Genomic DNA, 26229 nt, shown 5'->3' on the forward strand with positions numbered 1-26229 from the left:
CCTCCGCAGCAGCGGATTCCTGAGCTAGTCCTCTCGCTCTCCTCGCCCTCGACGTGGAGAACCCCGGCCGTCCGCCGTACGGACAGCCGGGGTTCTTCCTTTCAGCTGTCGAAGTCCACCGTCAGCGTCTCGGATACCGGGTACGACTGGCAGGTGAGCACATAGCCCGCCTCCACCTCGGCCTCTTCGAGGGCGAAGTTGCGGCGCATGTCGGCCTTGCCGTCGGTGACCAGGGCGCGGCAGGTGCCGCAGACGCCGCCCTTGCAGGCGAACGGCAGGTCGGGGCGGCTGCGTTGGGCGCCGTCCAGGATGCTGCTCTCCCTCGGCAGGGCGGAGGTGGTGGTGCGGCCGTCGAGGACGACGGTGACCTGGCTGACGGGGCCGGTGGGTCCGGCCTCCGTGTGGTGCACCTCGCGCACGGGCTCGTCGTCGGCGTAGAACAGTTCCTGGTGGACGCGGTCGGCGGGAACGCCGAGCCCTTCGAGGACGCGCTGCGCGTCGCGGACCATGCCGTGCGGGCCGCACAGCCACCAGTGGTCGGCGGTGCTCACGTCGACCAGGCCGTCGATGAGGGTGGAGAGCCGGTCCGCGTCGAGCCGGCCCGAGAGCACCTCGGCCTCGCGGGGCTCGCGGGAGAGGACGTGGGCGAGCTGGAAGCGGCTCGGGTAGAGGTCCTTGAGGTCGGCCAGTTCGTCGGCGAACATCACCGTGCCGGAGCGGCGGTTGCCGTAGAAAAGGGTGACCCGGGAGCGGGAGTCGGCGGCCAGCACGGACTCGGCGATGGAGATCATCGGGGTGATGCCGGAACCCGCGGCGATCAGCACATGGTGGCCGGGGACGGTCAGGTCCGGGGTGAAGTTGCCGGTGGGGGCCATGACTTCGACGGTGTCGCCGGGGCGCAGTTCGTTGACGAGCCAGGAGGAGAACAGGCCGCCGGGCACCACCCGGACGCCGATGCGCGGGGCCGATCCGACCGGGGTGCAGATCGAGTACGAGCGGCGCTCGTCGCGGCCGTCGATCTCGCGCCGCAGGGTCAGCGACTGACCCGGCTCGAAGGCGAACTCCTCGGCCAGCTCGGGCGGGATCTCGAAGCCGACGGCGGCGGCGTCCTCGCACAGCGGGCGCACCTCGGCGACCCGCAGCGCGTGGAAGACCGGGCGGCGGCGCGGGCGCGGCTTCACGGCCTCGGCGGGGGCGGTCGGGGCCATCAGATCTCCTTGACGTACTCGAACGGCTCGCGGCAGGCGCGGCAGCGCCAGAGCGCCTTGCAGGAGGTGGCGGCGAACCGGGAGGTCTCCTCGGTGTCCGCCGAGCCGCACCGCGGGCAGGGCACCTCGCGCCGGGTCGGCGACAGGGTGAGCGGCACGGGGCCGCGCGGGGCCGCGGCGGGCGGGGCGATGCCGTGCTCGGCGAGCTTGCGGCGGCCCTCGGGGGTGATCCAGTCGCTGGTCCACGGCGGGTTCAGGACGGTGCGGATCTCCACGCGCTCGTACCCGGCCTCCCGCAGCCGGGCGGCGACGTCGGCGCGCATCTCGGCCATGGCGGGGCAGCCCGAGTAGGTGGGGGTGAGCGCGGCGACGACGGTGCCGTCCTCGGTGAGCGTCACGTCCCGCAGGACGCCCAGGTCGGCGAGGGTGAGCATGGGCAGCTCGGGGTCCGGCACGCTCTCGGCGATCTCCCGGGCGTGCCGCGCGTCGAGCTGGAGGGTCACCATGTCGCCCCCGGGGTGGCGCGAGCGACGCCCTGCAGCTCCGCAAGGAGCGGGGCGAGGTGCTCGGTGTGCTCGCCGGCCCGGCCGGAGCCGGAGGACGGGCGGTAGGCGGGCATGGGCAGCCCGGCCTCCTCGGTCACCTGGCGCAGTACGGCGACGACCTCGTCGCGTACGTCGCAGGCGGTGAACAGCTCGCCGAGGTAGGGCGCGACCTTGTCGAGGGCCTTGCGCATCCGGGTGTGGGACTCCTCGGTGCCGTCGCCGAGGCGGACCGCCCACTCGGCGGCGTACTGCCGGTGGTAGGTCAGCTCCTTGGCGCCCTTGGCGGCGACGGCGGCCAGCACCGGGTCGGGGTGGCCCAGCAGCCGTTCGAACTGGGCGAGCCGCCAGGAGGACAGGACCAGGAGCCTGACAACACAGAACGCGAAGTCCCCGCGCGGGAGTTCGGCGAGCCGTACGTTGCGGAAGTCGGCGGCGTCGCGGAAGTAGGCGTAGGCGTCCTCGTCGCGGCCGGTGCCGTCGACCTGGCCCGCGCGGGAGTACAGCAGACGGGCCTGGCCGAGCAGGTCGAGGCCGATGTTGGCGAGCGCGACCTCCTCCTCCAGCTCGGGGGCGCGGGTGACCCACTCGGCGAGGCGCTGCGCGGAGACCAGCGCGTCGTCGCCCAGGGCGACGCAGAGAGCGGCCAGTTCCCCGGCGTCGACGGTGTCGGGCACGGTGGTGTCGACGCCGTGCAGGGGGTCCTCGAAGCCGGTGCCGTAGGCCCAGCGGGTGTCGTCCTCGTGGCCCTCGGCGAGGGTCATGTAGACGTGGTCCTCACTCATCCCCGGCTCCTAAATGTGCGGGACATCGTCGGGGATGTCGTAGAACGTCGGGTGGCGGTAGACCTTGTCCGCGCTGGGGGCGAAGAAGGGGTCCTTCTCGTCGCGCGTGGAGGCGGCGATGTGCTCGGAGCGCACCACCCAGATCGACACGCCCTCGTTGCGCCGGGTGTACAGGTCGCGGGCGTGGGTGAGGGCCATCTGGTCGTCGGCGGCGTGCAGCGAGCCCACGTGGACGTGGTTCAGGCCGCGCTTGCCGCGTACGAACACCTCGTACAGGGGCCAGGTCTCTTTGCTCATGCCGCCGGTTCCTTCCGGGCCCGCTTGGCCGCGTGGGCGGTGGCCGCCTCGCGCACCCAGGCGCCTTCCTCGTGGGCGCTTCTGCGCCGTTCCATCCGCTGGGCGTTGCAGGGTCCGTCGCCCTTGATGACCCGCATCAGCTCGTCCCAGTCCGGGGTGCCGAAATCGTGCCGGCCCCGCTCGGGGTTCCACTTCAGCTCCGGGTCGGGGAGCGTCACGCCGAGCTTCTCGGCCTGCGGGACGGTCATGTCGACGAAGCGCTGGCGCAGTTCGTCGTTGCTGTGCCGCTTGATCTTCCAGGCCATGGACTGCGCGGAGTTCGGGGAGGCGTCGTCGGGCGGGCCGAACATCATCAGCGACGGCCACCACCAGCGGTTCACCGCGTCCTGGACCATGGCGCGCTGCTCGTCGGTGCCGCGCATCATCGTCATCAGCAGTTCGTAGCCCTGCCGCTGGTGGAAGGACTCCTCCTTGCAGATGCGGACCATGGCGCGCGCGTAGGGGCCGTAGGAGCTGCGGCACAGCGGGACCTGGTTGCAGATCGCGGCGCCGTCCACGAACCAGCCGATGACGCCGACGTCGGCGAAGCTGAGCGTGGGGTAGTTGAAGATCGAGGAGTACTTCTGGCGGCCCTCGATCAGGCGGTCGGTGAGCTCCGCCCGGTCCACGCCGAGGGTCTCGGCCGCCGAGTACAGGTACAGGCCGTGTCCGGCCTCGTCCTGCACCTTGGCGAAGAGGATCGCCTTGCGGCGCAGCGACGGTGCGCGGGTGATCCACTCGCCCTCGGGCTGCATCCCGATGATCTCCGAGTGGGCGTGCTGCGCGATCTGCCGGACGAGGGTCTTGCGGTAGCCCTCGGGCATCCAGTCGCGCGGCTCGATGCGCTGGTCGTGCGCGATCGTCGCGTCGAAGTGCGCCTGGAGCTCCTCGGGCGACCCGGGCGACTCGGGGGGCGAGTCCTCGGCGAGGCGTGTCGTGGTCATCTGCACCAGCTTCCCAACCGACCATTCGTTCGGCTCCCAGTGTGACGTGTTTCGGCGCCCCGGGCAAGACCCCAGCGGTCCCGGGACCGCCCTTGACAGGCCCTTGCGCGGCTGATTGTTTGGCCGGGAGCCAAATGCGGACCGAATGGTCGGTTGGGACTGAGGTGGTGGAGATGACCACGGCACACCCCGCGGAGGCGATGTTCGCCGCGGACGAGGCCTCGCGGAGTCTGGGGATCGAGTTCCTGGAGCACGGCACGGGCTGGGCCGAGCTGCGGATGACGGTGACGCCGGCGATGGTCAACGGGCACGGCATCGCCCACGGCGGCTATGTCTTCCTGCTCGCCGACACCGCCTTCGCCTGTGCCTGCAACAGCCACGGCCCGGTGACGGTCGCGGCGGGCGCCGACATCACCTTCGTCGCCCCGGCCCGCGCGGGCGACGTCCTGGTGGCCCGCGCCGAGGAGCGGACGCGGTTCGGCCGCAGTGGTATCTACGACGTGAGCGTCCGGCGCGGTGACGAGGTCATAGCGGAGTTCCGCGGCCGCAGCCGCAGCGTCGGCCGCGGAACCGGTGACGCGCCGAAGGAGTCGCGATGAGCAACCTGGGTGAGCCCCTGCCCCACGACCTGCTGGACGACGGCGAGCGGATGAGCCGCGAGCAGCTCAGGGAGCTCCAACTGGACCGGCTGCGCGCCACGTTGCGGCACGCCTACGACAACGTGGAGCTGTACCGCAAGAAGTTCGACGCGGCCGGGGTGACCCCGGAGGACTGCCGCACCCTGGAGGACCTCGCCCGGTTCCCCTTCACCACCAAGGCCGACCTGCGCGACACCTACCCCTTCGGCATGTTCGCGGTCCCCATGTCCGAGGTGCGGCGCGTGCACGCCTCCAGCGGGACCACGGGCCGCCCCACGGTCGTCGGGTACACCGAGAACGACATCTCGACGTGGTCGGACGTGGTCGCCCGCTCGATCCGCGCGGCCGGCGGCCGTCCCGGCCACAAGGTGCACATCTCCTACGGCTACGGCCTGTTCACCGGCGGCCTGGGCGCCCACTACGGCGCCGAGCGCGCCGGATGCACGGTGATCCCGGCCTCCGGCGGGATGACGGCCCGGCAGGTGCAGATCATCCAGGACTTCCGGCCCGAGATCATCATGGTCACGCCGTCCTACATGCTCACCCTGCTCGACGAGTTCGAGAAGCAGGGGGTGGATCCGCGGGACACCTCGCTCAGGGTCGGCATCTTCGGGGCCGAGCCGTGGACGGAGGAAATGCGCCGCGAGATCGAGGAGCGCACCGGGATCCACGCCGTGGACATCTACGGCCTGTCCGAGGTGATCGGTCCGGGCGTGGCGCAGGAGTGCGTGGAGACCAAGGACGGTCTGCACATCTGGGAGGACCACTTCTTCCCGGAGATCGTCGACCCGGTCACCGACGAGATCATGCCGGAGGGCGAGGAGGGCGAGATCGTGTTCACTTCGCTCACCAAGGAGGCCCTGCCGATCATCCGCTACCGCACCCGTGATCTGACCCGGCTGCTGCCGGGCACCGCGCGGCCGGCGTTCCGGCGGATGCAGAAGGTCACCGGACGCTGCGACGACATGATCATCCTGCGCGGGGTGAATGTGTTCCCCACGCAGATCGAGGAGATCGTGCTGCGCACGCCCGCCGTCGCCCCGCACTTCCAGATCCAGCTCACCCGGCGCGGCCGGATGGACCACCTCACCGTCCGGGTGGAGAGCCGCCCCGGCGCGAACCCCGAGCAGCGCGAGGCGGCCGCGCGGGCCATCGCGCAGGGCGTGAAGGACGGCGTCGGTGTCAGCGTGGACGTGGAGATCGTCGAACCGGAGACCCTGGAGCGCTCGCTCGGCAAGCTGAAGCGGGTCAAGGACCTCCGCGAGCCGTAGGTCAGCCCGTACGGCCCTCGATCCGGGCGACGTGCGCCACGTTCTGCCGGTCCTCGGCGTCCTCGCTCGCCCCGGCCGCGAACCAGGCGTCGAGGATCTCCTTCAGCAGCGGCCCGGAGGTCAGCCGCAGACTGAGGGCGAGCACATTGGCGTCGTTCCAGCGGCGCGCGCCGTCCGCCGTGTACGCGTCCGTGCACAGGGCGGCGCGCACACCGGGCACCTTGTTCGCGGCGATGGAAGCGCCGGTGCCGGTCCAGCAGCAGACCACGCCCATGTCGGCGCGTCCGTCGGCGACCTCGCGGGCCGCGGCCTCGGAGCACACCGCCCACTGGGGGTCCGCGCCCGGCCGCAGCGCCCCGTGCGGCACGGTCTCGTGGCCGCGCCGCTGAAGTTCCTCAAGGAGGAGGCGGGCGACGGGTTCGTCCATGTCGGAGGAGACGGAGATCCGCATGCCTCGCAGCCTACTCAGCCGACTTTCGTGATCCACGCCACAAGCTGTCACAGGGTTCGTCCGCGCGGTGTCTTGAGGCCGACACCTTGATGCGGAGGAGACACCATGACTGCCCACGCGCACGTGATCGTGATCGGCGGCGGCTTCGCGGGCGTGATGGCCGCGAACCGGCTGACGCAGCACCCCGAACTGACCGTGACCGTGATCAACTCCCGCCCGGTCTTCGTCCCCCGGCTCCGGCTGCACCAACTGGTGGGCGGCGCCGACGACGTGCTCGTCGACTACCACGAGGTCCTGGCCGACCGCGTCCGGCTCCTCGTCGACCACGTGACCCGGATCGACGCGGCCGGGCGCGCGGTCGAACTCGCCGACGGCAGCCGCCTCGACTACGACTACCTCGTCTACGCCGTGGGCAGCGGCGGGGCCGAACCGCGGGTGCCCGGCGCCGGGTTCACCCACGCCGTGGCCACTCTGGAGGCGGCGCGGGACCTGCGCTCGCGCCTCGACGACACCCCGGGGACCGCCGCGGTGACGGTGGTCGGTGGCGGCCCGACCGGTATCGAGACCGCCGGTGAACTGGCCGAGCGCGGACGCCGGGTCACCCTGCTGTGCGGCGGCCCGCTCGGCCCGTACCTGCACCCGCGTGCCCGTCGTACGGCGGCCCGGCGGCTGGCCCGGCTCGGCGTGACCGTGCTCGACGGCCCGGGGACCAAGGTGACGCGGGTGGAGCGGGACGCCGTGCACCTCGCCGACGGGCGCGTGCTGCCGAGCGAGGTCACCGTGTGGACCGCCGGGTTCGGGGTGCCGGACCTGGCCGCGCGCAGCGGCCTGACCACCGACTCGGCGGGCCGCCTGCTCACCGACGAGACCCTGACCTGCGTGGACGACGAGCGCATCGTGGCGGCCGGGGACTCGGCGGCGCCGTCCGACCTGCCCTTCCGGATGAGCGCCTACGCGGCCGGATGCCTGGGCGCCCACGCCGCGGACACCGTCCTCCACCGGCTCGCCGGGCAGCGGGCCGAGCCCCTCGACCTGTCGTTCAACGCCATGTGCGTCAGCATCGGCAGCGGCGCGGGCATCTTCCAGCTCGCCCGCAAGGACGACACCGCCAGGCGCCTGTACGTCAGCGGCCGCGCGGGCGCGAAGCTCAAGGGGCTGACCTACACCTTCAGCGTCAAGCACCTGGTGAAGGAGGCCCACAGGCCCGGCTCGCACCACTGGCCGAAGGGCGAGCACCGCCGCGAGGTCCTGCGGAGCCGGCCCGCGCAGGCTCCGGTGGCCCAGCCGTGACGGTGCCCAACCGTGACGGTCGCCCAGCCGTGACGGTCGCCCAGCCGTGACGTACGGACCCTTTCGGGTGCCCAGGGCTGGCGCCGCGCCGCCGCACCGCCGGAGGCTGGTCGCATGGCGACCTCCGCATACCGCAGCGCGACGCTGGCCCTGAGCAAGGGGGGCGCCTCGCTCGTGGACCTCCTGGTGGACGCCCCGGAGGTCCGGGTCGTCGTCACCGGCCCGGGCATGCTCTACGACCACCTGGTCCTGCTGACCACCCTCACCCCCGCCGACGGCTGCAACGCGCACCGCGTCAAGGAGCTGGCCGCCTCGCTGGAGGGCACCGTGCACTGCGGCGCGGTCGGAGTGCACCCGGCGGAGATCTCGGTCACCCCGTACCGGGCCGGGGTACTGCTCCGGATCGGGCTCGGCCCGGCGAACATGTACCAGAGCACGCTGGTCCTGCGGACCCATACGGACGAGACCTTCCGGGAACTGCTCACCCGGCTGCTGTCGGACGATCCCGAGCGCCCCTTCTTCGCCGGTCTGCACGGCGTTCCCGCCACCGGCCACCTGGAGCACCACCACTCCACCGGTGGCGGCGGCCACGACCACCACGGCCGGCAGGGAGGCAGCGGGCATGGACATCCGTAGGAGCGCCGTCGACCTGACCGGACCGGAGCGTGAGGCGTTCCTGGAGGCGGTCATCCGGCTCAAGCACCGGCCGGCCCCCGCCGGGCCCGCGGGAGCGAGCGTCTACGACCAGTTCGTCGCCCTGCACCGCGCGGTCATGTCGGTCCGGCCGCCGGGGCTCGCGCCCGGGGAGACCGTGAACTTCGCGCACTGGAACATCGGGTTCTGCGCCTGGCACCGCCAGTACGTCCGCGAGTTCGAACGGGCGCTCCAGGCCGAGGTGCCCGGTGTCACCGTCCCCTACTGGGACTGGGCCGACCACCCAGGTGCCGTCGGTGAACTGTTCACCGGCGACTTCCTCGCCTCCCTCGGCACCGGCGCCCCCGCGCCCGTGACCGACGGCGTCCTGCGCAACCCCGTGCCCCCGGCCGAGCGGCCCGCCTGGTGGCCGGCCGACCCGCCCGGGGTGACCGGATTCCCCGTGCACCCGCTGCTGGAGGAGACCTTCGGCACAACCCTCGCCCGCGCCCGCACGGGCGAGCTGTGGCCGCCCGCGCGGACGTCCGTCGCGGTGCTGGAGCAGTACGTCCTCCAGCAGCCGGGCGTCCATCCCTTCTGGTACTTCTGGACCGCCCTGGAGGAGGGGTTCTCAGTGCCGGGCCCGGGCGGGATGCCGGTGTTCGTGCCCACCCACAACTCCGGGCACAACTTCATCGGCGGCCATATGTCCCGGGGCTTCTCGCCCAACGACCCCGTCTTCTGGCTGCACCACGCCAACGTGGACCGGATCTGGGCGAACTGGCAGAACCGGCGGCTCGCCGCGGTCCCGGGCTCCAAGCCGCGCGACCACTACCCGCCGCCGCACGAGGTGTCGCCGTTCAACCTGGAGCCCGCGCCTGCCGGGCACCGTCTGCATGACTGGATGTGGCCGTGGGTGGGCTCGGCGCCCGGCTACGAGGCCGACGTCGACGCCCAGGTGAAGCAGCTCCTGCCGGACTTCTCCGGCGCGGCCCCCGTCACCGTGGAGGACGTGCTGGACACCGGGACGATCGACTCCGTCGGCTACCGCTACGCGCCGCCCGTCTCCTGAGCCGCGCGCAGGCGCAGCGCTTCGCGGGTGGCCTCGACGTCGGTGCCGCGCGGGCGGTTGTGCGGGAGCTTGGCGAGGACGGCGGCCATGCCGCAGGTGTTGGTGAGGGCGGAGAAGACCAGGCCGCCGCCGATACCGGCGGAGAGCAGCTGCCAGGCCGGGTGGACGAAGGCGCCGAGGAGGATGCCCAGGAGGACCAGCGAGCCCGCCGTGAGGCGCACCTGGCGTTCCATGCCCCAGACCGTGCGGGCGGTGCCGGGTTCGGGGTGGTGGTGGAGGTCGTGGCCCTCGGCGGCCCAGGCGCTGGTGCCTCCGGCGAGGGTGGCGGCCTCGATGCCCTCGGCGGCGAGGATGCGGCAGGCGTTCTCGGAGCGGGCGCCGGAGGCGCACACCAGCAGGAGGCCCTCGGTCCCGCGCAGCTCGGGCAGGGCGCCGCGGATGTGGTCGAGCGGGAGGTTGAGGGCGCCGGGCAGGTGACCGGTGGCGTGCTCGCCGGGGGTCCGGACGTCGATCACGGTGAACTCGTGCAGCCGGGCGCGGGCCTGGCCGGGGGTGACGACGACGGGGGTCAGCGGTGCGGTCATGGCAGATGTGATCCTTGTTGTTCGATGTTCGACGTGTTCCCGAACCGGGACGTAGAGTACCCCTAGGGGTATTCATGGAGGAGTGATGGTGGAACTGGACCTCGCGGGTGCCGAGCTGAAGGCCGTGCTGAACCGGCTGCGCCGGGCGCAGGGCCAGATCTCCGGTGTGATCCGGATGATCGAGGAGGGCCGGGACTGCGAGGAGGTCGTCATGCAGCTCGCCGCCGCCTCCCGGGCCCTGGACCGGGCCGGCTTCGCCATCATCGCGACCGGCCTGCAGCAGTGCGTGGCCGACATGGAGGCGGGCCGCAGCAACGGCGAGGACGCGGAACAGATGCGGGCCCGCCTGGAGAAGCTCTTCCTGTCGCTGGCCTGAGCTCCCGGGCCCTCAGAGCAGGGCCTCGGCCAGCATGAAGGCCGACACCGCCAGGAGCGCCACGGCGAACGCCCGTTGCAGGGTGTCCGCGGACGTCCTGGTCGCCAGTCGGCGGCCGTCCCAGGCGGCCAGCATCGCCGCGGCGGCGAACGGGGCCACGAGGGACCAGTCCAGGTCGGCGGTGGTGTCGGCGCGGGCGGTGAGGGCGGTCAGTGAGTTGACCGTGATCACGAGCAGGCTGGTGCCCACCGCGACCCGCATCCGCAGGCCGACGCCCGTCACCAGCGCCGGTACGGCCAGGAAGCCGCCGCCCACCCCGAGCACGCCGGTGACGGCGCCGAGCCCCGCGCCGACCCCGGCCGCGCGCCGGGGCCGTAGCGGACGCTCCCCGATGGCCGGTCCTGGCCGGGCGGCGCGCAGCATGCGGGTGGCGACCACGGCCGCCAGGACCGCGAAGGCGGCCGTGAGCAGGGCGTCGGGGATGCGGGCGGCGAGGGTGCCGCCGAGCAGGGCCGGGACGGCGCCCGCCGCCGCGAAGGCGAGCCCCGCGCGCCAGCGGACCCGCCCGTCGCGGGCGTGCCCGTACAGGGCGGTGGCCGAGGTGAGGACGACGATGACGAGCGACGCGGTGGTGGCCGCCGCCGGGCTGAAGCCCAGCAGGTAGATCAGCGCGGGGACGGCGAGCACGCTGCCGCCGCCCCCGAGAGCACCCAGCGCCAGCCCTACGACGGCCCCGGCGGCCAGGGCGAGGAGCACAGCGGTCACGTCGCGGCGCCGTCCGGTTCCACGGGCAGCCCGGCCCGCGCCCACTCGGTCATCCCGCCGATCACGTCCACCGCGTCGACGCCCAGGCCGGTCAGCAGGTCGGCGGCCCACCGGGAGCGGTTGCCGGAACGGCACAGCAGGACCAGGGGGCGGCACTGTGCCTCGGGCGGCAGCTGGGGCAGGGCCCCCAGCGGCAGGTGCAGCGCCCACGGGACATGGGCCGACTGCCACTCGTCCGTCTCGCGTACGTCCACCAGTAGGGCCGGACCGCCGTTCCGGGTCAGCTCGGCCGCCTCCTGGACGGTGATGCGCCCGGCCATGTCAGCAGGCCCGCACGACGAGACCGGCGCGTTCCGCGGAGTCGAAGGCGTCGTCCACCGCGACGACGCGCCGACCCGCCGCGTCCAGCAGGGACGCGGCGATCGCGGCTCGCATACCGCCGGCGCAGTGCACCCACACCTCACCGTCGGGGACCTCGTCGATCCGGCGGTGCAGGGTGTGCAGGGGGATGTGGACCGAGCCCTCGATGTGTCCGCAGGCCCGCTCGGAGTCGCGCCGTACGTCGAGGACGACCGTGCCCTCGGCCGGGTGGCGGCGGGCCAGTTCGGCGAAATCGGCGCGGGGGAAGGCGGCGGGCGTCTCGTCGGCGCGGACCCAGTCGGCCGGGCCGCCGGTGACCGCGGCGGCGGGCCGGTCGATGCCGACGCGCGTCAGCGCGCGCTGGGCCTCGGCCAGTTGCTCCGCCGACCCGGCGAGCAGGGTCACCGGCCTGCCCCAGGGGATCAGCCAGGCGAGGTACATCGCGAACTGGCCGACGGCCTCGAAGTTGAAGGTGCCCGCGACGTGTCCCTCGGCGAAGGCGACGCGGCTGCGCAGGTCCACCACCCACTCCCCCGCCGCGAGCCGGGCGGCGATCTCGTCGGCGTCGGCGACGGCGGGCGGGGTGAGGTCGAGCGGCCGGGGTCCGGCGGCGTTGAGGGGCCCCATGTGCGTGTAGTAGGCGGGTATGTCGTCGAGGCCCGCAAGGAGTTCGGCGACGAAGGTGTCGACGTCCAGGGTGAGCGCCTCGTTCTGCGCCTTCTCCTTGCCGATCGTCGTGGCGTCGCCCGCGGCCTGCGTCGAGGAGCAGAAGCTGCCGAAGCCGTGGGTGGGCAGCACGGGTGTCTCGTCGGGGAGTTCGGCGGCCAGGCGGTGCGCGGAGGCGTGCTGGGCGCGGGCCAGCCGCTCGGTCAGCCGCGGCTCGACCAGGTCGGGGCGGCCGACGGTGCCGATGAGCAGGGAGCCCCCGGTGAAGGCGGCGACGGCGGTGCCGTGCTCCTCAAGGACGTAGGAGGTGTGGTGCGGGGTGTGGCCCGGCGTGGCCAGGGCGCGCAGGGTGAGGCCCGCGTCGGCGTCGACGGTCACCCGGTCGCCGTCGCGCACCTGGGTGCGGGCGAAGGAGACGTGGGCGTCGGCGGGGACCAGGTAGGTGGCGCCGGTCAGCCGGGCGAGCTCCAGGCCGCCGGAGACGTAGTCGTTGTGCAGGTGCGTCTCCACCACGTGCGTGATCCGTACGTCCCGCCGTACCGCTGCCGCCAGCACGCGGTCGATGTCGCGCGGCGGGTCGACCACCACGGCCGTCCGCTCGCCGCCCGCCAGATAGCCGCGATTGCCGAGTCCTGCCACGTCGACGGTGTCGATGAAGAACACTCCGGGCACTCCTTTCCCATCCACGGATTACCCCCCGGGGTATATGGCGAATGTAGCACGGGTACCCCCAGGGGTATTTTTGGGAGCCGGGAACGGCCGGAATCGGCGTCTAAGGTGATCGGCATGCAGTCCTACACAATCGGCCAGGCCGCACGGCTCCTCGGCGTGAGCCCCGACACCGCGCGACGCTGGGCGGACGCGGGCCGCGTGGCCACCCGCCGGGACGAGACCGGGCGCCGCCTCGTGGACGGGAAGGACCTGGCCGCCTTCTCCGTGGAGCTGGCCAAGAGCGGCGGGGCCGAGGGCCAGACCCCCTACACGTCCGTCCGCAACTCCTTCCCCGGCATCGTCACCGCGATCAAGCTCGGGGACGTCGCGGCCCAGGTGGAGATCCAGGCCGGACCGCACCGCCTGGTCTCCCTGCTGACCCGCGAGGCGGTGGAGGAGCTGGGCCTGGAGATCGGCATGGAGGCCACGGCCCGGGTGAAGTCGACCAACGTACACATCGACCGACCGTGACCCGCACCGACAAGATGCAGCCCCGGCGTCCTCGCTCGGGCGCGCCCGTTCCCCTGCTGGTCCCCGCGCTGCTGGGCCTGGCGTTCCTGGTCGTCCCGCTGGTCGCCCTGCTCGTACGGGCCCCGTGGCGGAGCATGCCCGAGCTGCTGACCAGCGCCGAGGTGTGGGATGCCCTGCGGCTGTCCCTGGTGTGCGCCACGGCGGCGACGGCGGTGAGCCTGGTCGTGGGGGTACCGCTGGCCTGGCTGCTGGCCCGGGTCGAGTTCCCCGGGCGGGGTCTCGTACGGGCCCTGGTCACCCTGCCGCTCGTCCTGCCGCCGGTGGTCGGCGGTGTCGCCCTGCTCATGGCGCTCGGCCGCAACGGCATCGTCGGGCAGTGGCTGGACTCCTGGTTCGGGATCACGCTGCCCTTCACCACTGCGGGAGTCGTGGTCGCGGAGGCGTTCGTGGCGATGCCGTTCCTGGTGATCAGCGTCGAGGGCACCCTGCGGGCGGCCGATCCGCGCTTCGAGGAGGCCGCGGCCACCCTGGGCGCCTCCCGGTTCACCGCGTTCCGCCGGGTCACGCTGCCGCTGATCGCGCCGGGTGTCGCGGCCGGGGCCGTGCTCGCGTGGGCGCGGGCGCTCGGGGAGTTCGGGGCCACGATCACCTTCGCGGGCAACTTTCCCGGACGTACCCAGACCATGCCGCTCGCCGTCTACCTCGCCCTGCAGAGCGACCCTGAGGCGGCCATCGCCCTCAGCCTCGTGCTGCTCGCCGTGTCCGTCGCGGTCCTGGCCGGGCTGCGTGACCGATGGATGACCGCCTCATGACCGGACTCGATGCCCATCTCGTGGTGGACCGCGGGGAGTTCCGCCTCGACGTGGCGCTGACCGTCGCACCGGGCGAGGTGGTCGCGCTGCTCGGCCCGAACGGCGCCGGCAAGTCCACCGCGCTGCGCGCCCTGGCCGGGCTGACCCCGCTCAGCGACGGCCATCTGCGGCTGGACGGAAGGGAGTTGGACCGTACGCCGCCCGAGCACCGCCCGGTCGGGGTGGTGTTCCAGGACTACCTGCTCTTCCCGCATCTCACGGCGCTCGACAACGTGGCCTTCGGGCCGCGCTGCCAGGGCGCGTCCAAAGCCGAGTCCCGGGCGCGTGCCGCCGAGTGGCTGGACCGTATGGGGCTCGCCGACCACGCCCAGGCCAAGCCGCGCAGGCTCTCCGGCGGGCAGGCGCAGCGGGTGGCGCTGGCCCGTGCCCTGGCCGTGAACCCCCGGCTGCTCCTGCTCGACGAGCCCCTGGCCGCCCTGGACGCCCGGACCCGGCTGGAGGTGCGGGCCGCGCTGCGGCGGCACCTCGCCGCGTTCGAGGCGGTGGCCGTGCTCGTCACCCATGACCCGCTGGACGCGATGGTGCTGGCCGACCGGCTGGTCGTCGTCGAGCACGGGCGGGTGGTGCAGGAGGGCGCGCCGTCGCACATCGCCCGGCATCCGCGTACGGACTACATCGCCCAGCTGGTGGGCCTGAACCTGTACCGGGGCGAGGCCGAGGGGCACACCGTCCGTGTCCCAGGGGCCACGGTGGTCACCACGGAAGATCTCCACGGCCCGGTGTTCGTCGCCTTCCCGCCCAGCGCCGTCACCCTGCACCGGGACCGGCCGACCGGTTCCAGCGCCCGCAACCTCTGGCGCTGCGAGGTGGCGGGCCTGGAGAGTCACGGCGACCAGATCCGCGCCGACCTGACCGGTGAGCTGGCGCTCGCCGCCGACCTCACCACCGTCGCCGCGGCCGAACTGGAGCTGCACCCGGGCGCCACGGTGTGGGCGACGGTGAAGGCGGCCGAGACGCACGCCTACCCGGCGTGATCAGTGGGTCGGGTCGGCCCTGCTGATGTCGGCGAGCGCGGTGTGCGGCTCCTCGGTGACGGCGAGGTCGCCGAGGCTGACCATGCCGACGGGGCAGCCGCCGCGTTCCACGACCGGCAGCCGGCGCACCGCGTACTGGCGCATCAGCTCCGCCGCGTGGTCGGTGGTGTCCTCCGGGCTCACCGTGACCACCGGAGGTTTGCTGCACACCGAGCCGACGGCCGTGGTGTGCGGGTCGACGCCCTCGGCGACGGCCCGGACCACGTTGTCGCGGTCGGTGAGCACGCCGAAGAGGTCGCAGTCGTAGGCCACGAGCACGTCTCCGACGTTGTGCTCGTTCATCACGCGGGCCGCCTTCTCCAGCGTGGTCATCGGTTCGACGGCCACCGCTCCGGGCGACATCACGTCGCGTATCCGATGGGTCATGGGGGCATCTCCTGTCCGGGTCGGTCCGGCTACGTGCGCCCCTTGCGCAGGAAGCGCCCGAGCCGGGTCAGGGTCCAGGTGTTGATCACGTCGTCCTTGGTCAACCAGCCGCGCTGGGCCGTGGCCACGCCGTAGCGCATATGGGCGAGGTGGGGTACGGCGTGGGCGTCGCTGTCGATGGCGAAGCGCACACCGTGCCGCTTGGCGCGCAGGATGTGCTCGTCGTTGAGGTCGAGCCGGTCGGGGTGGGCGTTGATCTCCAGGGCGGTGCCGGTGCGGGCGCAGGCGGCGAAGACCTCGTCGAGGTCGGCGTCGACGGCGGCCCGTCTGCCGATCAGGCGGGTGGTGGGGTGGCCGATGATGTGGACGCACGGGTTCTCGCAGGCCCGCACCAGGCGCCGGGTCAGCGCGTCCCGGCCCTGGTCGAAGTGGGAGTGGATCGAGGCCACGCACAGGTCGAAGTCGGCGAGGAAGTCGTCCGGCCAGTCGACGCCGCCCTCGGGGCCGATGTTCAGCTCCACGCCGTGCAGGAGCCGCATGCCGTGCGGGGGCCTGAGTTCCCGTACCTGCGCGCGCTGGGCGAGCATCCGCTCCTTGGTCATGCGCTGCATGGCGAGGTCGGGGGCGTGGTCGGTGATCGCGTAGTAGGCGTAGCCGCGCCCGGCGGCCGCGGCGACCATGTCCTCCAGGGAGGCGAGTCCGTCGGTGAGGTCGGTGTGGGTGTGCAGGTCGCCGCGCAGGTCCGCCTCGGTGACCAGCTCGGGCAGGGTGCCCTCCAGGCCCGCCTCGATCTCCCCGCGGTCCTCGCGCAGCGGTGGCGCGATCCAGGGCAGCCCGAGCCTGGCGTACACGTCCTCCTCGGTGCGGGAGACGATCTTCTCGCCGGTCTCGGTGTCGAAGAGGCCGTACTCGGAGAGCTTCAGTTTCTGGTGGACGGCCCGTTCCCGGATCTTGATGTTGTGCGCCTTGGAGCCGGTGAAGTACAGCAGGGCCGCGCCCCAGGAGTCCTTCGGCACGACACGCAGGTCGACGTTGAGTCCGCGGTCGGTGCGCACGGAGGTCTTCTTGTCGCCGTGGGCGATGACCTCGGTGACGTACGGCAGTTCGGTGAACGCCTTCATGACGGGTCCGGGCGTGCGGGCGGCGACCAGGACGTCGATGTCGCCGATGGTCTCCCGGCCCCGGCGCAGCGAACCCGCGTAGGCGCACCGCTGCACCCCGCTCACCTCGGACAGCGCGCCGACGACGGACTCGGCGAGGTCGGCGGCGACGTCGATGAGGACCCGGTCGCCGGCGGAGCGCAGCAGGTCGATGCCGTGCAGGAGTTTCTCCTCGGTGCGCGGTCCGAAGCCCTTCAGGTCGCGCAGCTTCTGCTCGTGGATGGCGTCGGCGAGTTCGTCGACCGAGGAGATGCCCAGCTCCTGGTAGAGCACCAGGGCCTTCCTGGGCCCGAGGGAGGGGATGGCGGTCAGCCGCCGCACCCCGGCCGGGATCTTCGCGCGCAGTTTCTCCACCGCCGCGACCCGGCCGGTGCCCAGGTACTCGACGATCTTCTCGGCGGTCGACTTCCCGACACCGGGGATCTCCTGGAGGCCCTTGAGGTCGAGGGTGGAGACATCGGCGTGGTGGCCGCCGATCGCGCGGGCGGCCTTCTCGTAGACGCGTGCCCTGAACGCGTCTCCTCCGGTGATCGAGATCAGGTCCGCGTACTCCTGGAAGAGCGCGGCGACCTCGTCGTTGGCACGGGCCACATGTTCAGGGTAGGCACGCGGGGCGGTCTCAGTCCCCCGCTGCGGCCCGTACGTGGTCGGCGCACCACTGGCGGGCGGCGTCGGCGACGGTCTCCAGCGCGCCGGGCTCCTCGAACAGATGGGTCGCCCCGGACACGACATGCACCGTGCAGGGCACCCGCAGCCGCCGGGCCGCGTCCTCGTTGAGCCGCATCACCTCCAGGTCCCGCCCGCCGACGATCAGCAGCACGGGCGCGTGTACGGCCTCCAGGGCACCCTCGGCCAGGTCGGGACGCCCGCCGCGGGAGACGACGGTCAGCACGCGCGCGGGGCGCTCGGCGGCGGCCACCAGCGCGGCGGCGGCCCCGGTACTGGCGCCGAACAGCGCCACCAGCAGGTTCCGGGTCTCCTCCCGCTCCGCCAGCCAGTCGATCGCCGCCACCAGCCGCCCGCCGAGCAGCGGGATGTCGAAGCGGTACGCGCGCGTGATCTCGTCCTCGCGTGCCTCCTCCTCGCTGAGCAGGTCCATCAGCAGGGTGCCGAGGCCGACGCCGTGCAGGGCCTGGGCGACCTTCCGGTTGCGGGGGCTGTGCCGGGAGCTGCCGCTGCCGTGCGCGAACAGCACGACGGCCCGGGCCCGGGAGGGCAGAACCAGTTCACCGGCCAGTTCGACGTCCCGGCCCGCGGGCACGACGACCGCTCGGGAGATCATCGCCATCGCCTGCTTCCCATGCTTCCGCCGCTATTCGGTGTCCTGCTTCCACGATCCCCGGCATCGGCCGTTTCCACGATCGGTGCGGTCTCCGGCAGCGGCTGTTCCCACGGTCGGTGCGGTTCCCGGCAGCGGCCGATTCCCTGAGACAGAGGCCGACCGGTAGCGCGCCTCACGCGGCCTACCGTGGAGTCATGGGCGGCGGTGTCGTGACGCTGTTCCTGTGCGGCGATGTGATGCTCGGGCGCGGCGTCGACCAGATCCTCGCGCACCCCGGCGACCCGGCCCTGCGCGAGCCGTACGTGACGGACGCCCGCACCTACGTCCGTCTCGCGGAGGCCGCGAACGGTCCGATTCCGGCGCCCGTGCCGCCCTCCTGGCCGTGGGGCGAAGCACTGCCCGTGCTCGCCGCGAGCGCCCCTGACGTGCGGATCGTGAACCTGGAGACCTCGGTCACCGCCGACGGCTCCTTCGCGCCGGGCAAGGAGATCCACTACCGGATGCACCCGGCCAACCTGCCCGCTCTGACCGTGGCCCGCCCCGATGTCTGCGTCCTCGCCAACAACCATGTCCTGGACTTCGGCCCGCTCGGGCTGGCCGAGACCCTCACCGTGCTCTCCCGCGCGGGGCTGCGCACGGCGGGCGCCGGGCGGGACGCGGACGAGGCGTACGCACCGGCCGTGGTCCCGCTCGGCGGTGGCGGCCGGGTGGTGGTGTGGGCGCTGGCCCTGCGCTCCAGCGGTGTGCCCGACTCGTGGGCGGCGACGGCGGGCCGGGCGGGCGTGGCGTACCTGCCCGCGGCGACGCCGGACGCGGCCACCGCCGTACTGGAGCGCCTGGAGCGGTTCCGGCGGCCTGGTGACCTCGTGGTCGTGTCGGTGCACTGGGGCTCCAACTGGGGGTACCGAGTGCCCCGGTCCCACGTCGCGTTCGCGCACGCCCTGGTGGACGGCGGGGTCGACGTGGTCCACGGGCACTCCTCGCACCATCCGCGCCCGGTGGAGGTGTACCGCGACCGGCTGATCCTGTACGGCTGCGGCGACTTCGTCGACGACTACGAGGGCATCGGCGGATTCGAGGAGTACCGGGCGGAGTTGCGGCTGATGTTCCTGGTGTCCGTGGCGGCGGACAGCGGGCGGCTGGCGAGGCTGCGGATGGTGCCGTTGCGGGCCCGGCGGATGCGGCTGGAGCGGGCCGGGGCGGCGGACACGCAGTGGCTGCGGGAGACGCTCGGGCGGATCAGTGCGGGGGTGCGGGTCGAGGTGGCCGACGGCGGTGTGCTCACGGCGAGTTGAGGCAGCGTCCGGGCAGGTCAGGTACCCCGGCACGGCGTTGTCAGTGGTCTCCCCTAGAGTTCCGCTCACTTGATCGACGAAGTGACGGGGAGGCACCTGTGGGGTGGGTGAGCGCGGGCGACTACGAGGTCGCGCTGGACGCGGGGAAGGTCGTGTGCCGCAACGCGGCCGGGCGGCGGCTGAAATCGGTGCCGGCCAAACTCGCCGACGATCCCGCGGTGGTGGGGCTGCGTCAGCTCGCCGAGTGGCTCCAGCGGCACGAACGGCAGTGCCTGACCGACGTGGAGCGCTGGATGGTGCGCTCCCTTCCGGTGCCGCTCGCGGTGATCGCCCGGGTGTGGCCGGACCCGGCCTGGCAGGCGGCGCTGCGCGACCTGGTGGTGACCGGGCCGGACGGCGAGGTCGCCGGGTTCCTGCGGGACGCCGACACCGAGCGCGGACTCGGTCTCGTCGACCTCGACGGCGACACCGTGCGCATCAGCCCCGACCTGGTGCGCATCCCGCACCCGGTGCTGCTGGAGGACCTGGAGGAGCTGCGGGAGTTCGCCGTCGAACTCGGCGTCGAGCAGCGCGCCCAGCAGCTGTTCCGCGAGGTGTGGCACCGCCCGGCGAACCTCGGCGCGGACGCCACCTCCGTGGACGAGTACGCGGGCGGCGTCTTCAAGGAACTGCGGTTCCTGGCCGGCCGGGCCACCCAGCTCGGCTACCGGGTGCGCGGCGGCGACGCCGTGTGCGCGCTGCGCGAGGACGGCCGCGCGATCGAGGCCCGCGTCTGGATCGGCGACTACGAGACCTACATGGAGACCGAGACCGGCCCGCTGACCTGGACGGACGGCTCCGGGAAGCTGCTGAGGCCGGGTCAGGTCGGGCCGGTGTCCTGGTCGGAGGGCATGCGCATGGCGGCCGCGCTGTACGCGGGACGCGACATCGAGGACGAGGAGAAGGCCGCGTGACCACCTACGACGAGACGACCGCGGCCGCGCTGCTGGAGGCGGGCGCCGTCCTGCCGCCGCGCACCACGAGCCGCGAGGACGCGGACACCCTCACCGTCCGCACCTACACCCACCCCGCCCTGGACGAGCGGCCGGTCGTCCGGCTGGTGCCGGGCACCCTCGGCGAGGCGGAGGACCTCGCCCTGGAGTTCCTGGGGCTGACCCGTGACGCGGAGGCGCCCGAGGTCGGGCAGGTGCGCAAGGAGACGCTCGGTTTCCCCGCCTGGGCGCTGGTCCACGACCCGGCCAACGGCCACCACGCGCTCGCCCTGGTCAAGGACGTCGAACGGCTCGCCCGGCAGGCCAAGTCCCGCCCCGGCACGGCCAAGGACGGCTTCGAGGAGCTGGGCGAGCGGCTCGGCCGGGCCGTCCCGCACTTCCTGCCGACGTTCTACGAGCAGGCCGCGCGGGTCTTCCTGCAGCACGAGAACACGACGTACGCGGCGGCCTTCTTCGGCAAGGCGCGCGAGGCCGAGCGGGTGCACGCGCTGACCGTGGACGAGGACCGGCAGCGCGCGGTGTTCCTGGAGTTCGCCTTCGCCGGGGCGCTGACCGTGAAGGCCCTCAAGGAGCACGTGAAGGCCCTGTCCCAGCGGCTCGACCCGGGCGAAGCGTGGGCGCAGTACCGGCAGTTGACGGTGGAGCGGTGCGCGGCGGGCATGCCGCCGTACGCCTCGCTGCCGCAGGACGCCCGCAGTCTGATCAAGGCCGCCGGTCTTGACCGGGTGACGGAGGAGTGCGCGCTGGTCGCGGACCTCATCGCCTCCCCGGCGGCGGTGCGCGCGCCCGCGTCCTTCTGGAACACCTACCGCGCCACCCTGGCCGTGCTCGCGAAGGAGCGTCCGGAGACCCGTGTCCGGCTGCTGGAGATCATGCCGTCCGGGCTCGGACGCTCCGTCGAGGACGACGAGTTCTGGCTGGAGCTACTGGCGGAGACCGGCGCGGACCGGCTGCTGACCGGCGAGGACGAGGGTCCGGTGGACGCGGCGGACTGGCTGGGCCGGTGGGCCACGTACCGCAAGCACGGCACCGCTTCCGCCAAACGCTCCCCCGCCACACTCGCGCTGGTGGAGCGGATGGCACCGCGGCTGCGCGCGGACGGACGGCCGGTCGACCTGTTCGTCGGCCGTTGGTACGCCGGCGCCGATCTGGACCTGCTCGACCTGTGCGCGGCCGAGGGTGTTCCGCTGACGGTGCCCGCGCCGGGCACCCGCGTCCATCTGGCTCTCGACGACTGGCTGGGCAAGGGCCGTGCCGGGCGCAGAGATCTGGTGGCCACGGCCGCCGACCCGCGGCTGCGGCGCCTGCTGTACGAGGAGGTGGGCCGGCTCGGCGGGAACGGCTCGTCCGCGGGGTCGCTGACGTCGGCCGCCGCGCATCCGGTGGTGAGCGAGGTGATGCGGGAGTGGATCGCCGACCGGGCCGACGAGTTCACCCGCGCGACCGGGCTGCCCGGAGCGCGCGCGGCCCTGAACCGCCTGAGCTCCTTCCGCTCGGTCGCCGCCGAGGTCAACGCCGACGCCGTGGCACGGGTCGCCGCCCATGAGCTGGCGCCGCTGCTGGGCCGCACCCTGCGCGCGGGCATCGTCGACGAACTGGGCTGGCCCGCCCTGGACGAGGCGTTCGCGCTGCTCGACCCCGAGACCCTCCCCAAGGGCAAGCGCAATGAGCTGCTCGTCGCCGAGGCGTGGCCCGCGCTGATCCTGGCCCGGGGGAAGAAGGCGGTCGTCGTCGGCCCGGAGGGCGTGCTGCTGGAGCACGAGCTGCGTGTCCCGGTGGAGCTGGACTACTGGACCCGCCCGAACTTCCGTTACACCGACGGCGAGTTGCTGGTGATCTGGCAGAAGGACGGAAAGCAGTACGGCTACTGGTCGTCCCGGCCGTCCGAGGTGTTCACCCTGGGCGGGGAGCAACTCGGCGGCAGCTACAGCCGTGATCCCGGCTGGCCGTCGATCCCGCTGTCCTCCGGCGGCCGGGCCACCGGCGGCCGCACGCTGCACGCGGGCGACACCGTCCTGCCCGCGAGCCGCCCGGTGATCGGCGACGGCACCACACTGTGGCGCCAGGGCCGGGAGGGCCGCAGGCAGATCTGGCTGGAGTACGACCCGGCGACCGGCACCCACGGCCGGGCCTCGCTGCCCGCGTTCCTGCGGTCCGGTATCGCCGAGGGCGCCACGCTGGACCAGCACCAGTGCGAGGTTCTGCCGCTCCAGCCGGGCCTGGAGCACACCCCGTTCGGCACCGACGGGGCGGTCGTGGGCCGCTGGGTGCGTACCTCGACGGAAGGCGACGAGCGGCTGATGTCCGCGGGCACGCCGGACGGCCGTACGGTCACCCTGCGCGCCGAGGGCGTTCCGCTCGGCGCGCTGCGGCTGCCCGGCGGAGCCGGGCCCGTGGTCGCGCGGGTAGGCGGCAACCTCGCCCTGTTCGCCGCCGACGACACCTCCAAGGGCGGTCTGCTCGACCGCGTCACCGAGGGCGAGCAGCACGGCGAGTTCAGCGCGGACAAGCCGTACATGCCCCCGGTGGCGTACTGGCACGCGCTGCGGCCCCGCGACGAGAAGGGCTCGGCGGCCCTGCGCGCCCTGAGCGACGAGCGCGCCGCCGAGCTGCTGAGCGCCGGCGCCGCCGCGGTGGCCGAGTACCAGGCGCAGGTCGCCGCCAACAAGTCCTTGGAGGCGCGCGCCAAGATTCCCCACACCGCGCGGTTCGTGCTGAAGGCCGTCCGTGCGGCCCTGCCCGAAGTGACCGACGAGCGGCTGCTCGTGGGCGTCACCGTGCTCGTCCGCACGGCGCAGCACCTCGTCGAGCAGGCCACCGCCCTCGTGGCGGCCCCGGTGCAGCAGTCGGCGCCCCGGAAGAAGCAGGTGGAGGAGATGTTCGCCGACTACCGCCCCCGGCACGGCGACGACCACACCCTCCTCGACGCGGCGAGCGGCGTGACCAGGATGTGGGGCGGCTGGGGCGGCAAGAACCAGTGGACCGCACTGCGGCAGATCCGCGCGGTGAACCACGTGCTCTCCGGTCTCCCCGCCGAGGGCCCGCCGCTGACCGCCAAGCACAAGGCGTCCGTCGGTGACGGCTGGATCAGCGACGGGTTCACCGTCCCGCGCATCGGGGCGAACTGGCCGGCTCTGCTCGACGCGGTCCGGCCGCTGGCCTACCGGGCAGCCCTGCCCGCCGTGCCCGACCAGCACCGGGAGGCGCTGCTCCTGCTGTTCGACGCGATCGCCGAAGGGCCGCTCGCCTCGGGGGAGAACCTGCGCGAGGTCCTCCTGGGCGAACCGCACGACAAACAGGAGCGGGCCGGCCAGGTCCTGCGCAAGGACGGCCGCACGGTCGTCATCCTCGGCTGCCAGAACGTCGACCCCTCCAAGAACCGGGTCAACTGGCTCGCCCTGGACCACGATCCGTCCGGCGCGTTCGGCGCCGTCGCCCACTTCACGCTGGAGCGCGAGAAGCGGTTCCGGCGGGCGTTCCCGGACGACGGACTCGCCGCCGTGGCCCGGCTGATCCGGGACAAGGGCGCCGCATCCTGGCGGCCGGAGGCGGTCGGGGCCCTCGCCGCCGCGACCGGCGGCGGGCTCGGCCCGCTGCAGGCGGGCGTGCTGCTGGCCGCGCTGCCGCAGGTCCGCGATCGGGCACTGGAGCTGCTGGGCCTGAAGCCGCGCCAGCTCGACCAGGCGCACGGCATGCTGGGCTCGGTCGAGGCGCGGGAACGCAACGAACTGCTCTCGGCGCTGCTGCCCGCCGACCCCGCCGACCTGTGGTCCACCGGCCCGGACGTGGCGGCCGCGGGCCGGGTGTGGGCCGAGCGGTTCGGCTCGGTCGTACGGATCCCCGAGGACATCCTGGGCGACCTGGCGGGGCTGCCCGTCCACTCCGCCGACGCGGTCCTGAACCCCGGCCGCACCCGGTGGGTCAGCGGCACCTCGTCCCTGCGCCACGACAAGGACGGCAACCTGGTCGCGCAGGACCCCAAGGCCGAGCCCGGCGGACACCACCTGTCCAGCGCGGTCGACGCGCTGGCCGCCCTCGCCTACGCGCTGCCGTACGGGCACGCGTTGCGGGCCGCGCTGCCGGAAGGGCTGGCCGCGCTGCGCCGCCGGATCGCCGACCCGCGACTGCTGCTCCCGGTCGGCGCCGAATGGACCGAGAAGGGCCGCCCGACCGCCCCGGAGCTGCGCAAGGTGTACGGCCTCCCGGAGTCCGGCGGCGGCGACGAACTCGGCCTGGTCCGGCTGAGCGAGGCGCTGGTCCTGCGGCCCGCGCACCCCGACCGGGAGACGCCCGTGATCCGCACGGCCGGGCTCACCGGCCCGGACGACCCGGTCTTCGGGCTCCTGGAAGGGCTGGCGGGCCCGCTCGGCGGCGGAGTCGCGGGGCTGCGGGCACTGCTCGCCGACGACCTCACCCGGCTGGTGACGGCCGGCCTCGACTCCGAGGGGCCCGCCGGTTACGCCCAGGACCCGACGTTCAGCGTGCCGGACCTGGTGACCGAGGTCGCCGCGGCCCGGGGGCTGAGCGAGGACGCGGCGGCGCTGTACCTGCAGTTGCTGGCGCTGCCCGACCCGACGGACCGCAACTGCGCCCGCTGGACCGGCTGGAAGCCCGCGCGGCTGAAGAAGGCCCGCGCCGAGCTGGCGGCGACCGACCTGGTCGTCGAGGCCAAGCGGGCCCGCGCCGGGCGCACCCTGTTCCTGCCCGGCCCGTGGCGCGATCTGAAGGGCTCCGCGCTGCCGATCGAGGCGTGGAAGGAGGGCCTGTACCCGGTCCCCGGCAACGCGCGCGCCGTACCGCACCTGCCCCTGCCCGAACTGTTCGCCCGCGCCTGGAAGCGCGTACAGGACGGCGAAGCCCCCGCCTACGAGGAACTCGTCACGCGGCCCACCCGGAAGAGCCGCCGCCGATGACGACCGCCCCTGCCTCCGCCCCGTCCGACCGACCGGAAGAACCGCAGCCCATGACCACCGCCGCCCCGGCCCGCCAGATCGTCCCGCCGGAGGATCTGTACGCCACCGAACTGGCCTTCCTCGCCGCCTACGACGACGGCCCCCGCCCGCCCGCCTGGAAGCTCACGCCGCGCGCCGTCGTCACGTTCGTGATGGGCAGCGGCGGGCAGGCGCTGAAGCTGCCCGACTCCGCCGAGGCCCCGGAGGGGGTGCCGCGGCGGCTGGAGGTGTCGGCGAAGTTCGTCGGCGACCGCGCGCTGGTCGAGCGGTGCGTCGTCACCCTGGCCGGTGAGCGCGGTCTGCTGCTGGTCGGTGAGCCCGGCACCGCCAAGTCGATGCTGTCGGAGCTGCTGTCGGCGGCGGTGTGCGGCACCAGCGGCCTGGTCGTGCAGGGCACCGCGGGCACCACCGAGGACCAGCTCAAGTACGGCTGGAACTACGCCCTGTTGCTGGCCCAGGGCCCGAGCCGGCAGGCCCTGGTGCCGTCGCCGGTGCTGACCGCCATGAGCCGCGGCGCCATCGCCCGGGTCGAGGAGGTCACCCGCTGTCTGCCCGAGGTGCAGGACTCGCTGGTCTCGCTGCTGTCCGAGCGGCGGATCGCGATTCCGGAACTGGCGGGCGGTGAGGAGTCGTTGGCGCACGCGGCGCCCGGCTTCAACCTCATCGCCACCGCCAACCTGCGCGACAAGGGCGTCTCGGAGATGTCCGCCGCGCTCAAGCGCCGCTTCAACTTCGAGACGGTCGGCCCGATCACGGACCTCGACGCCGAGACCGCGCTGGTGCGCAGCCAGGCCCGCGCCTCGGTGGAACGGGCCGGCGCCGCCTTCAAGGTCGACGACGCGGTGCTGGAGGCCCTGGTGACCGCGTTCCGGGACCTGCGCGAGGGCCGGTCGGCGGAGGGCTGGGAGGTGGAGCGGCCGTCGACCGTGATGAGCACGGCGGAGGCGGTGTCCGTGGCGGGCGCCCTGGGCCTGGCCACCGCGTACTTCCCGGGCGACCACGATGTGCTCGGGCTGCTCCCCGGCCATCTGCTCGGCGTGGTCCGCAAGGACGACCCGGCCGACGCGGCCCGGCTGCGCGGCTACTGGGACGGCCCGGTCCGGCGTCGCGCCGAGCAGGGCTCGGCGACCTGGCGCGCCCTGTGGGACCTGCGCACGGTGCTGGAGGGCTGAC

26 protein-coding genes are annotated in these 26229 nt (G+C 73.4%); 13 read left to right on the forward strand and 13 right to left on the reverse strand.

The window, feature by feature from the left end; translation table 11 throughout:
• Window positions 1-101: 101 nt before the first annotated feature.
• Genes paaE through paaA form a run of 5 tightly spaced genes read right to left on the reverse strand, consistent with a single transcriptional unit; the run spans window position 102 to window position 3815 of the window.
• On the reverse strand, window positions 102-1208 hold the full coding sequence (gene paaE, locus ACZ7L7_RS08165) for a 1,2-phenylacetyl-CoA epoxidase subunit PaaE (RefSeq protein WP_285512334.1): 1107 nt from the start codon (window positions 1206-1208) through the stop codon (window positions 102-104).
• Window positions 1208-1714: a 1,2-phenylacetyl-CoA epoxidase subunit PaaD gene (paaD, locus tag ACZ7L7_RS08170; RefSeq protein ID WP_285512335.1), complete on the reverse strand. Its 507-nt coding sequence runs from the start codon at window positions 1712-1714 to the stop codon at window positions 1208-1210. The genes paaE and paaD overlap by 1 nt, the downstream gene beginning before the upstream one ends.
• Window positions 1708-2535, reverse strand: a complete 828-nt coding sequence (gene paaC, locus ACZ7L7_RS08175) for a 1,2-phenylacetyl-CoA epoxidase subunit PaaC (RefSeq protein ID WP_285512336.1) — start codon at window positions 2533-2535, stop codon at window positions 1708-1710. The genes paaD and paaC overlap by 7 nt, the downstream gene beginning before the upstream one ends.
• A 9-nt stretch (window positions 2536-2544) precedes the next feature.
• The gene (gene paaB, locus ACZ7L7_RS08180) at window positions 2545-2832 is read right to left on the reverse strand and encodes a 1,2-phenylacetyl-CoA epoxidase subunit PaaB (RefSeq protein WP_093719364.1); all 288 of its coding nucleotides are present in this window, start codon (window positions 2830-2832) and stop codon (window positions 2545-2547) included.
• Window positions 2829-3815: a 1,2-phenylacetyl-CoA epoxidase subunit PaaA gene (gene paaA, locus ACZ7L7_RS08185; protein ID WP_285512337.1), complete on the reverse strand. Its 987-nt coding sequence runs from the start codon at window positions 3813-3815 to the stop codon at window positions 2829-2831. Before paaA ends, paaB begins: the two co-directional genes overlap by 4 nt.
• A gap of 173 nt (window positions 3816-3988) precedes the next feature.
• Between paaA and paaI the strand changes: the two genes are divergently transcribed.
• Both paaI and paaK read left to right on the forward strand, forming a co-directional pair.
• Window positions 3989-4414 carry a hydroxyphenylacetyl-CoA thioesterase PaaI gene (gene paaI, locus ACZ7L7_RS08190; RefSeq protein WP_453603777.1) on the forward strand — a complete coding sequence of 142 codons (426 nt, stop codon included), beginning with the start codon at window positions 3989-3991 and terminating at the stop codon, window positions 4412-4414.
• On the forward strand, window positions 4411-5724 hold the full coding sequence (paaK, locus tag ACZ7L7_RS08195) for a phenylacetate--CoA ligase PaaK (RefSeq protein ID WP_453603779.1): 1314 nt from the start codon (window positions 4411-4413) through the stop codon (window positions 5722-5724). The genes paaI and paaK overlap by 4 nt, the downstream gene beginning before the upstream one ends.
• Window position 5725: 1 nt before the next feature.
• Here paaK and ACZ7L7_RS08200 read toward each other — a convergent pair whose 3' ends face one another.
• Window positions 5726-6175, reverse strand: coding sequence for an RpiB/LacA/LacB family sugar-phosphate isomerase (locus ACZ7L7_RS08200; RefSeq protein WP_285512340.1), 450 nt, complete (start codon window positions 6173-6175; stop codon window positions 5726-5728).
• A 105-nt stretch (window positions 6176-6280) separates the two neighbouring features.
• Here ACZ7L7_RS08200 and ACZ7L7_RS08205 point away from each other — a divergent pair, with 105 nt between their 5' ends.
• From ACZ7L7_RS08205 to ACZ7L7_RS08215, 3 genes are all read left to right on the forward strand, one after another.
• Window positions 6281-7465 carry an NAD(P)/FAD-dependent oxidoreductase gene (locus tag ACZ7L7_RS08205; protein ID WP_471591863.1) on the forward strand — a complete coding sequence of 395 codons (1185 nt, stop codon included), beginning with the start codon at window positions 6281-6283 and terminating at the stop codon, window positions 7463-7465.
• 114 nt (window positions 7466-7579) lie between these two features.
• Window positions 7580-8101, forward strand: a complete 522-nt coding sequence (locus ACZ7L7_RS08210) for a hypothetical protein (RefSeq protein WP_285512342.1) — start codon at window positions 7580-7582, stop codon at window positions 8099-8101.
• Window positions 8088-9170 carry a tyrosinase family protein gene (locus tag ACZ7L7_RS08215; RefSeq protein WP_472075316.1) on the forward strand — a complete coding sequence of 361 codons (1083 nt, stop codon included), beginning with the start codon at window positions 8088-8090 and terminating at the stop codon, window positions 9168-9170. The genes ACZ7L7_RS08210 and ACZ7L7_RS08215 overlap by 14 nt, the downstream gene beginning before the upstream one ends.
• Here the strand turns inward: ACZ7L7_RS08215 and ACZ7L7_RS08220 are convergent.
• Entirely contained in the window at window positions 9149-9754 is a 606-nt protein-coding gene (locus tag ACZ7L7_RS08220) for a rhodanese-like domain-containing protein (protein WP_453603784.1), read from the reverse strand. The genes ACZ7L7_RS08215 and ACZ7L7_RS08220 overlap by 22 nt on opposite strands.
• A gap of 88 nt (window positions 9755-9842) precedes the next feature.
• Between ACZ7L7_RS08220 and ACZ7L7_RS08225 the strand changes: the two genes are divergently transcribed.
• Complete coding sequence (locus tag ACZ7L7_RS08225) at window positions 9843-10130, forward strand: metal-sensitive transcriptional regulator (RefSeq protein WP_093719389.1); 288 nt, start codon at window positions 9843-9845, stop codon at window positions 10128-10130.
• Between the two features lie 12 nt (window positions 10131-10142).
• On the opposite strand, the gene ACZ7L7_RS08230 is transcribed toward ACZ7L7_RS08225, so the two are convergent.
• From ACZ7L7_RS08230 to ACZ7L7_RS08240, 3 genes are read right to left on the reverse strand one after another with little or no spacing between them, the layout of a single operon-like run.
• A complete protein-coding gene (locus ACZ7L7_RS08230) occupies window positions 10143-10895 on the reverse strand; it encodes a sulfite exporter TauE/SafE family protein (RefSeq protein ID WP_285512345.1) in 753 nt (250 codons plus the stop codon).
• Window positions 10892-11215 (reverse strand): rhodanese-like domain-containing protein, encoded by a 324-nt coding sequence (locus ACZ7L7_RS08235; protein ID WP_285512346.1) that lies wholly within the window; start codon window positions 11213-11215, stop codon window positions 10892-10894. Before ACZ7L7_RS08235 ends, ACZ7L7_RS08230 begins: the two co-directional genes overlap by 4 nt.
• A 1-nt stretch (window position 11216) precedes the next feature.
• Complete coding sequence (locus tag ACZ7L7_RS08240; RefSeq protein WP_285512347.1) at window positions 11217-12584, reverse strand: MBL fold metallo-hydrolase; 1368 nt, start codon at window positions 12582-12584, stop codon at window positions 11217-11219.
• 123 nt (window positions 12585-12707) lie between these two features.
• Between ACZ7L7_RS08240 and ACZ7L7_RS08245 the strand changes: the two genes are divergently transcribed.
• From ACZ7L7_RS08245 to ACZ7L7_RS08255, 3 genes are read left to right on the forward strand one after another with little or no spacing between them, the layout of a single operon-like run.
• Window positions 12708-13103: a TOBE domain-containing protein gene (locus ACZ7L7_RS08245; RefSeq protein WP_285512348.1), complete on the forward strand. Its 396-nt coding sequence runs from the start codon at window positions 12708-12710 to the stop codon at window positions 13101-13103.
• Window positions 13104-13117: 14 nt separating this feature from the next.
• Window positions 13118-13915 carry a molybdate ABC transporter permease subunit gene (gene modB / locus ACZ7L7_RS08250; protein WP_285512450.1) on the forward strand — a complete coding sequence of 266 codons (798 nt, stop codon included), beginning with the start codon at window positions 13118-13120 and terminating at the stop codon, window positions 13913-13915.
• A complete protein-coding gene (locus ACZ7L7_RS08255) occupies window positions 13912-14949 on the forward strand; it encodes an ABC transporter ATP-binding protein (RefSeq protein WP_285512349.1) in 1038 nt (345 codons plus the stop codon). Before modB ends, ACZ7L7_RS08255 begins: the two co-directional genes overlap by 4 nt.
• Here the strand turns inward: ACZ7L7_RS08255 and ACZ7L7_RS08260 are convergent, their stop codons facing one another.
• The 3 genes from ACZ7L7_RS08260 to ACZ7L7_RS08270 are packed head-to-tail and all read right to left on the reverse strand — an operon-like array spanning window position 14950 to window position 17817.
• On the reverse strand, window positions 14950-15375 hold the full coding sequence (locus ACZ7L7_RS08260) for a CBS domain-containing protein (RefSeq protein ID WP_471591860.1): 426 nt from the start codon (window positions 15373-15375) through the stop codon (window positions 14950-14952).
• Between the two features lie 29 nt (window positions 15376-15404).
• Window positions 15405-17126, reverse strand: coding sequence for a DNA polymerase/3'-5' exonuclease PolX (gene polX, locus ACZ7L7_RS08265; protein ID WP_453603790.1), 1722 nt, complete (start codon window positions 17124-17126; stop codon window positions 15405-15407).
• A gap of 28 nt (window positions 17127-17154) precedes the next feature.
• Window positions 17155-17817 carry a dienelactone hydrolase family protein gene (locus tag ACZ7L7_RS08270; protein WP_472075369.1) on the reverse strand — a complete coding sequence of 221 codons (663 nt, stop codon included), beginning with the start codon at window positions 17815-17817 and terminating at the stop codon, window positions 17155-17157.
• A gap of 194 nt (window positions 17818-18011) precedes the next feature.
• Between ACZ7L7_RS08270 and ACZ7L7_RS08275 the strand changes: the two genes are divergently transcribed.
• The 4 genes from ACZ7L7_RS08275 to ACZ7L7_RS08290 all read left to right on the forward strand — a co-directional run bounded on the left by ACZ7L7_RS08275 (window position 18012) and on the right by ACZ7L7_RS08290 (window position 26228).
• Window positions 18012-19112, forward strand: coding sequence for a CapA family protein (locus tag ACZ7L7_RS08275; protein WP_285512352.1), 1101 nt, complete (start codon window positions 18012-18014; stop codon window positions 19110-19112).
• Window positions 19113-19210: 98 nt separating this feature from the next.
• Window positions 19211-20065: a DUF4132 domain-containing protein gene (locus ACZ7L7_RS08280; RefSeq protein WP_285512353.1), complete on the forward strand. Its 855-nt coding sequence runs from the start codon at window positions 19211-19213 to the stop codon at window positions 20063-20065.
• Entirely contained in the window at window positions 20062-25017 is a 4956-nt protein-coding gene (locus tag ACZ7L7_RS08285) for a hypothetical protein (RefSeq protein ID WP_472075319.1), read from the forward strand. The genes ACZ7L7_RS08280 and ACZ7L7_RS08285 overlap by 4 nt, the downstream gene beginning before the upstream one ends.
• A 50-nt stretch (window positions 25018-25067) precedes the next feature.
• A complete protein-coding gene (locus ACZ7L7_RS08290) occupies window positions 25068-26228 on the forward strand; it encodes an ATP-binding protein (protein WP_285512355.1) in 1161 nt (386 codons plus the stop codon).
• Window position 26229: the final 1 nt, after the last annotated feature.

The organism is Streptomyces sp. NPDC110618, assembly GCF_055657065.1.

Coding starts and splice junctions, on each gene's coding strand:
- ACZ7L7_RS08275 (WP_285512352.1), top strand. CDS start 18,012: ATGGGCGGCGGTGTCGTGACGCTGTTCCTGTGCGGCGATGTGATGCTC.
- ACZ7L7_RS08200 (WP_285512340.1), bottom strand. CDS start 6,175: ATGCGGATCTCCGTCTCCTCCGACATGGACGAACCCGTCGCCCGCCTC.
- paaI (WP_453603777.1), top strand. CDS start 3,989: ATGACCACGGCACACCCCGCGGAGGCGATGTTCGCCGCGGACGAGGCC.
- ACZ7L7_RS08210 (WP_285512342.1), top strand. CDS start 7,580: ATGGCGACCTCCGCATACCGCAGCGCGACGCTGGCCCTGAGCAAGGGG.
- ACZ7L7_RS08270 (WP_472075369.1), bottom strand. CDS start 17,817: ATGATCTCCCGAGCGGTCGTCGTGCCCGCGGGCCGGGACGTCGAACTG.
- ACZ7L7_RS08255 (WP_285512349.1), top strand. CDS start 13,912: ATGACCGGACTCGATGCCCATCTCGTGGTGGACCGCGGGGAGTTCCGC.
- modB (WP_285512450.1), top strand. CDS start 13,118: ATGCAGCCCCGGCGTCCTCGCTCGGGCGCGCCCGTTCCCCTGCTGGTC.
- paaA (WP_285512337.1), bottom strand. CDS start 3,815: ATGACCACGACACGCCTCGCCGAGGACTCGCCCCCCGAGTCGCCCGGG.
- paaK (WP_453603779.1), top strand. CDS start 4,411: ATGAGCAACCTGGGTGAGCCCCTGCCCCACGACCTGCTGGACGACGGC.
- ACZ7L7_RS08215 (WP_472075316.1), top strand. CDS start 8,088: ATGGACATCCGTAGGAGCGCCGTCGACCTGACCGGACCGGAGCGTGAG.
- paaB (WP_093719364.1), bottom strand. CDS start 2,832: ATGAGCAAAGAGACCTGGCCCCTGTACGAGGTGTTCGTACGCGGCAAG.
- ACZ7L7_RS08260 (WP_471591860.1), bottom strand. CDS start 15,375: ATGACCCATCGGATACGCGACGTGATGTCGCCCGGAGCGGTGGCCGTC.
- ACZ7L7_RS08235 (WP_285512346.1), bottom strand. CDS start 11,215: ATGGCCGGGCGCATCACCGTCCAGGAGGCGGCCGAGCTGACCCGGAAC.
- paaE (WP_285512334.1), bottom strand. CDS start 1,208: ATGGCCCCGACCGCCCCCGCCGAGGCCGTGAAGCCGCGCCCGCGCCGC.
- ACZ7L7_RS08205 (WP_471591863.1), top strand. CDS start 6,281: ATGACTGCCCACGCGCACGTGATCGTGATCGGCGGCGGCTTCGCGGGC.
- ACZ7L7_RS08220 (WP_453603784.1), bottom strand. CDS start 9,754: ATGACCGCACCGCTGACCCCCGTCGTCGTCACCCCCGGCCAGGCCCGC.
- paaD (WP_285512335.1), bottom strand. CDS start 1,714: ATGGTGACCCTCCAGCTCGACGCGCGGCACGCCCGGGAGATCGCCGAG.
- ACZ7L7_RS08245 (WP_285512348.1), top strand. CDS start 12,708: ATGCAGTCCTACACAATCGGCCAGGCCGCACGGCTCCTCGGCGTGAGC.
- paaC (WP_285512336.1), bottom strand. CDS start 2,535: ATGAGTGAGGACCACGTCTACATGACCCTCGCCGAGGGCCACGAGGAC.
- ACZ7L7_RS08290 (WP_285512355.1), top strand. CDS start 25,068: ATGACCACCGCCGCCCCGGCCCGCCAGATCGTCCCGCCGGAGGATCTG.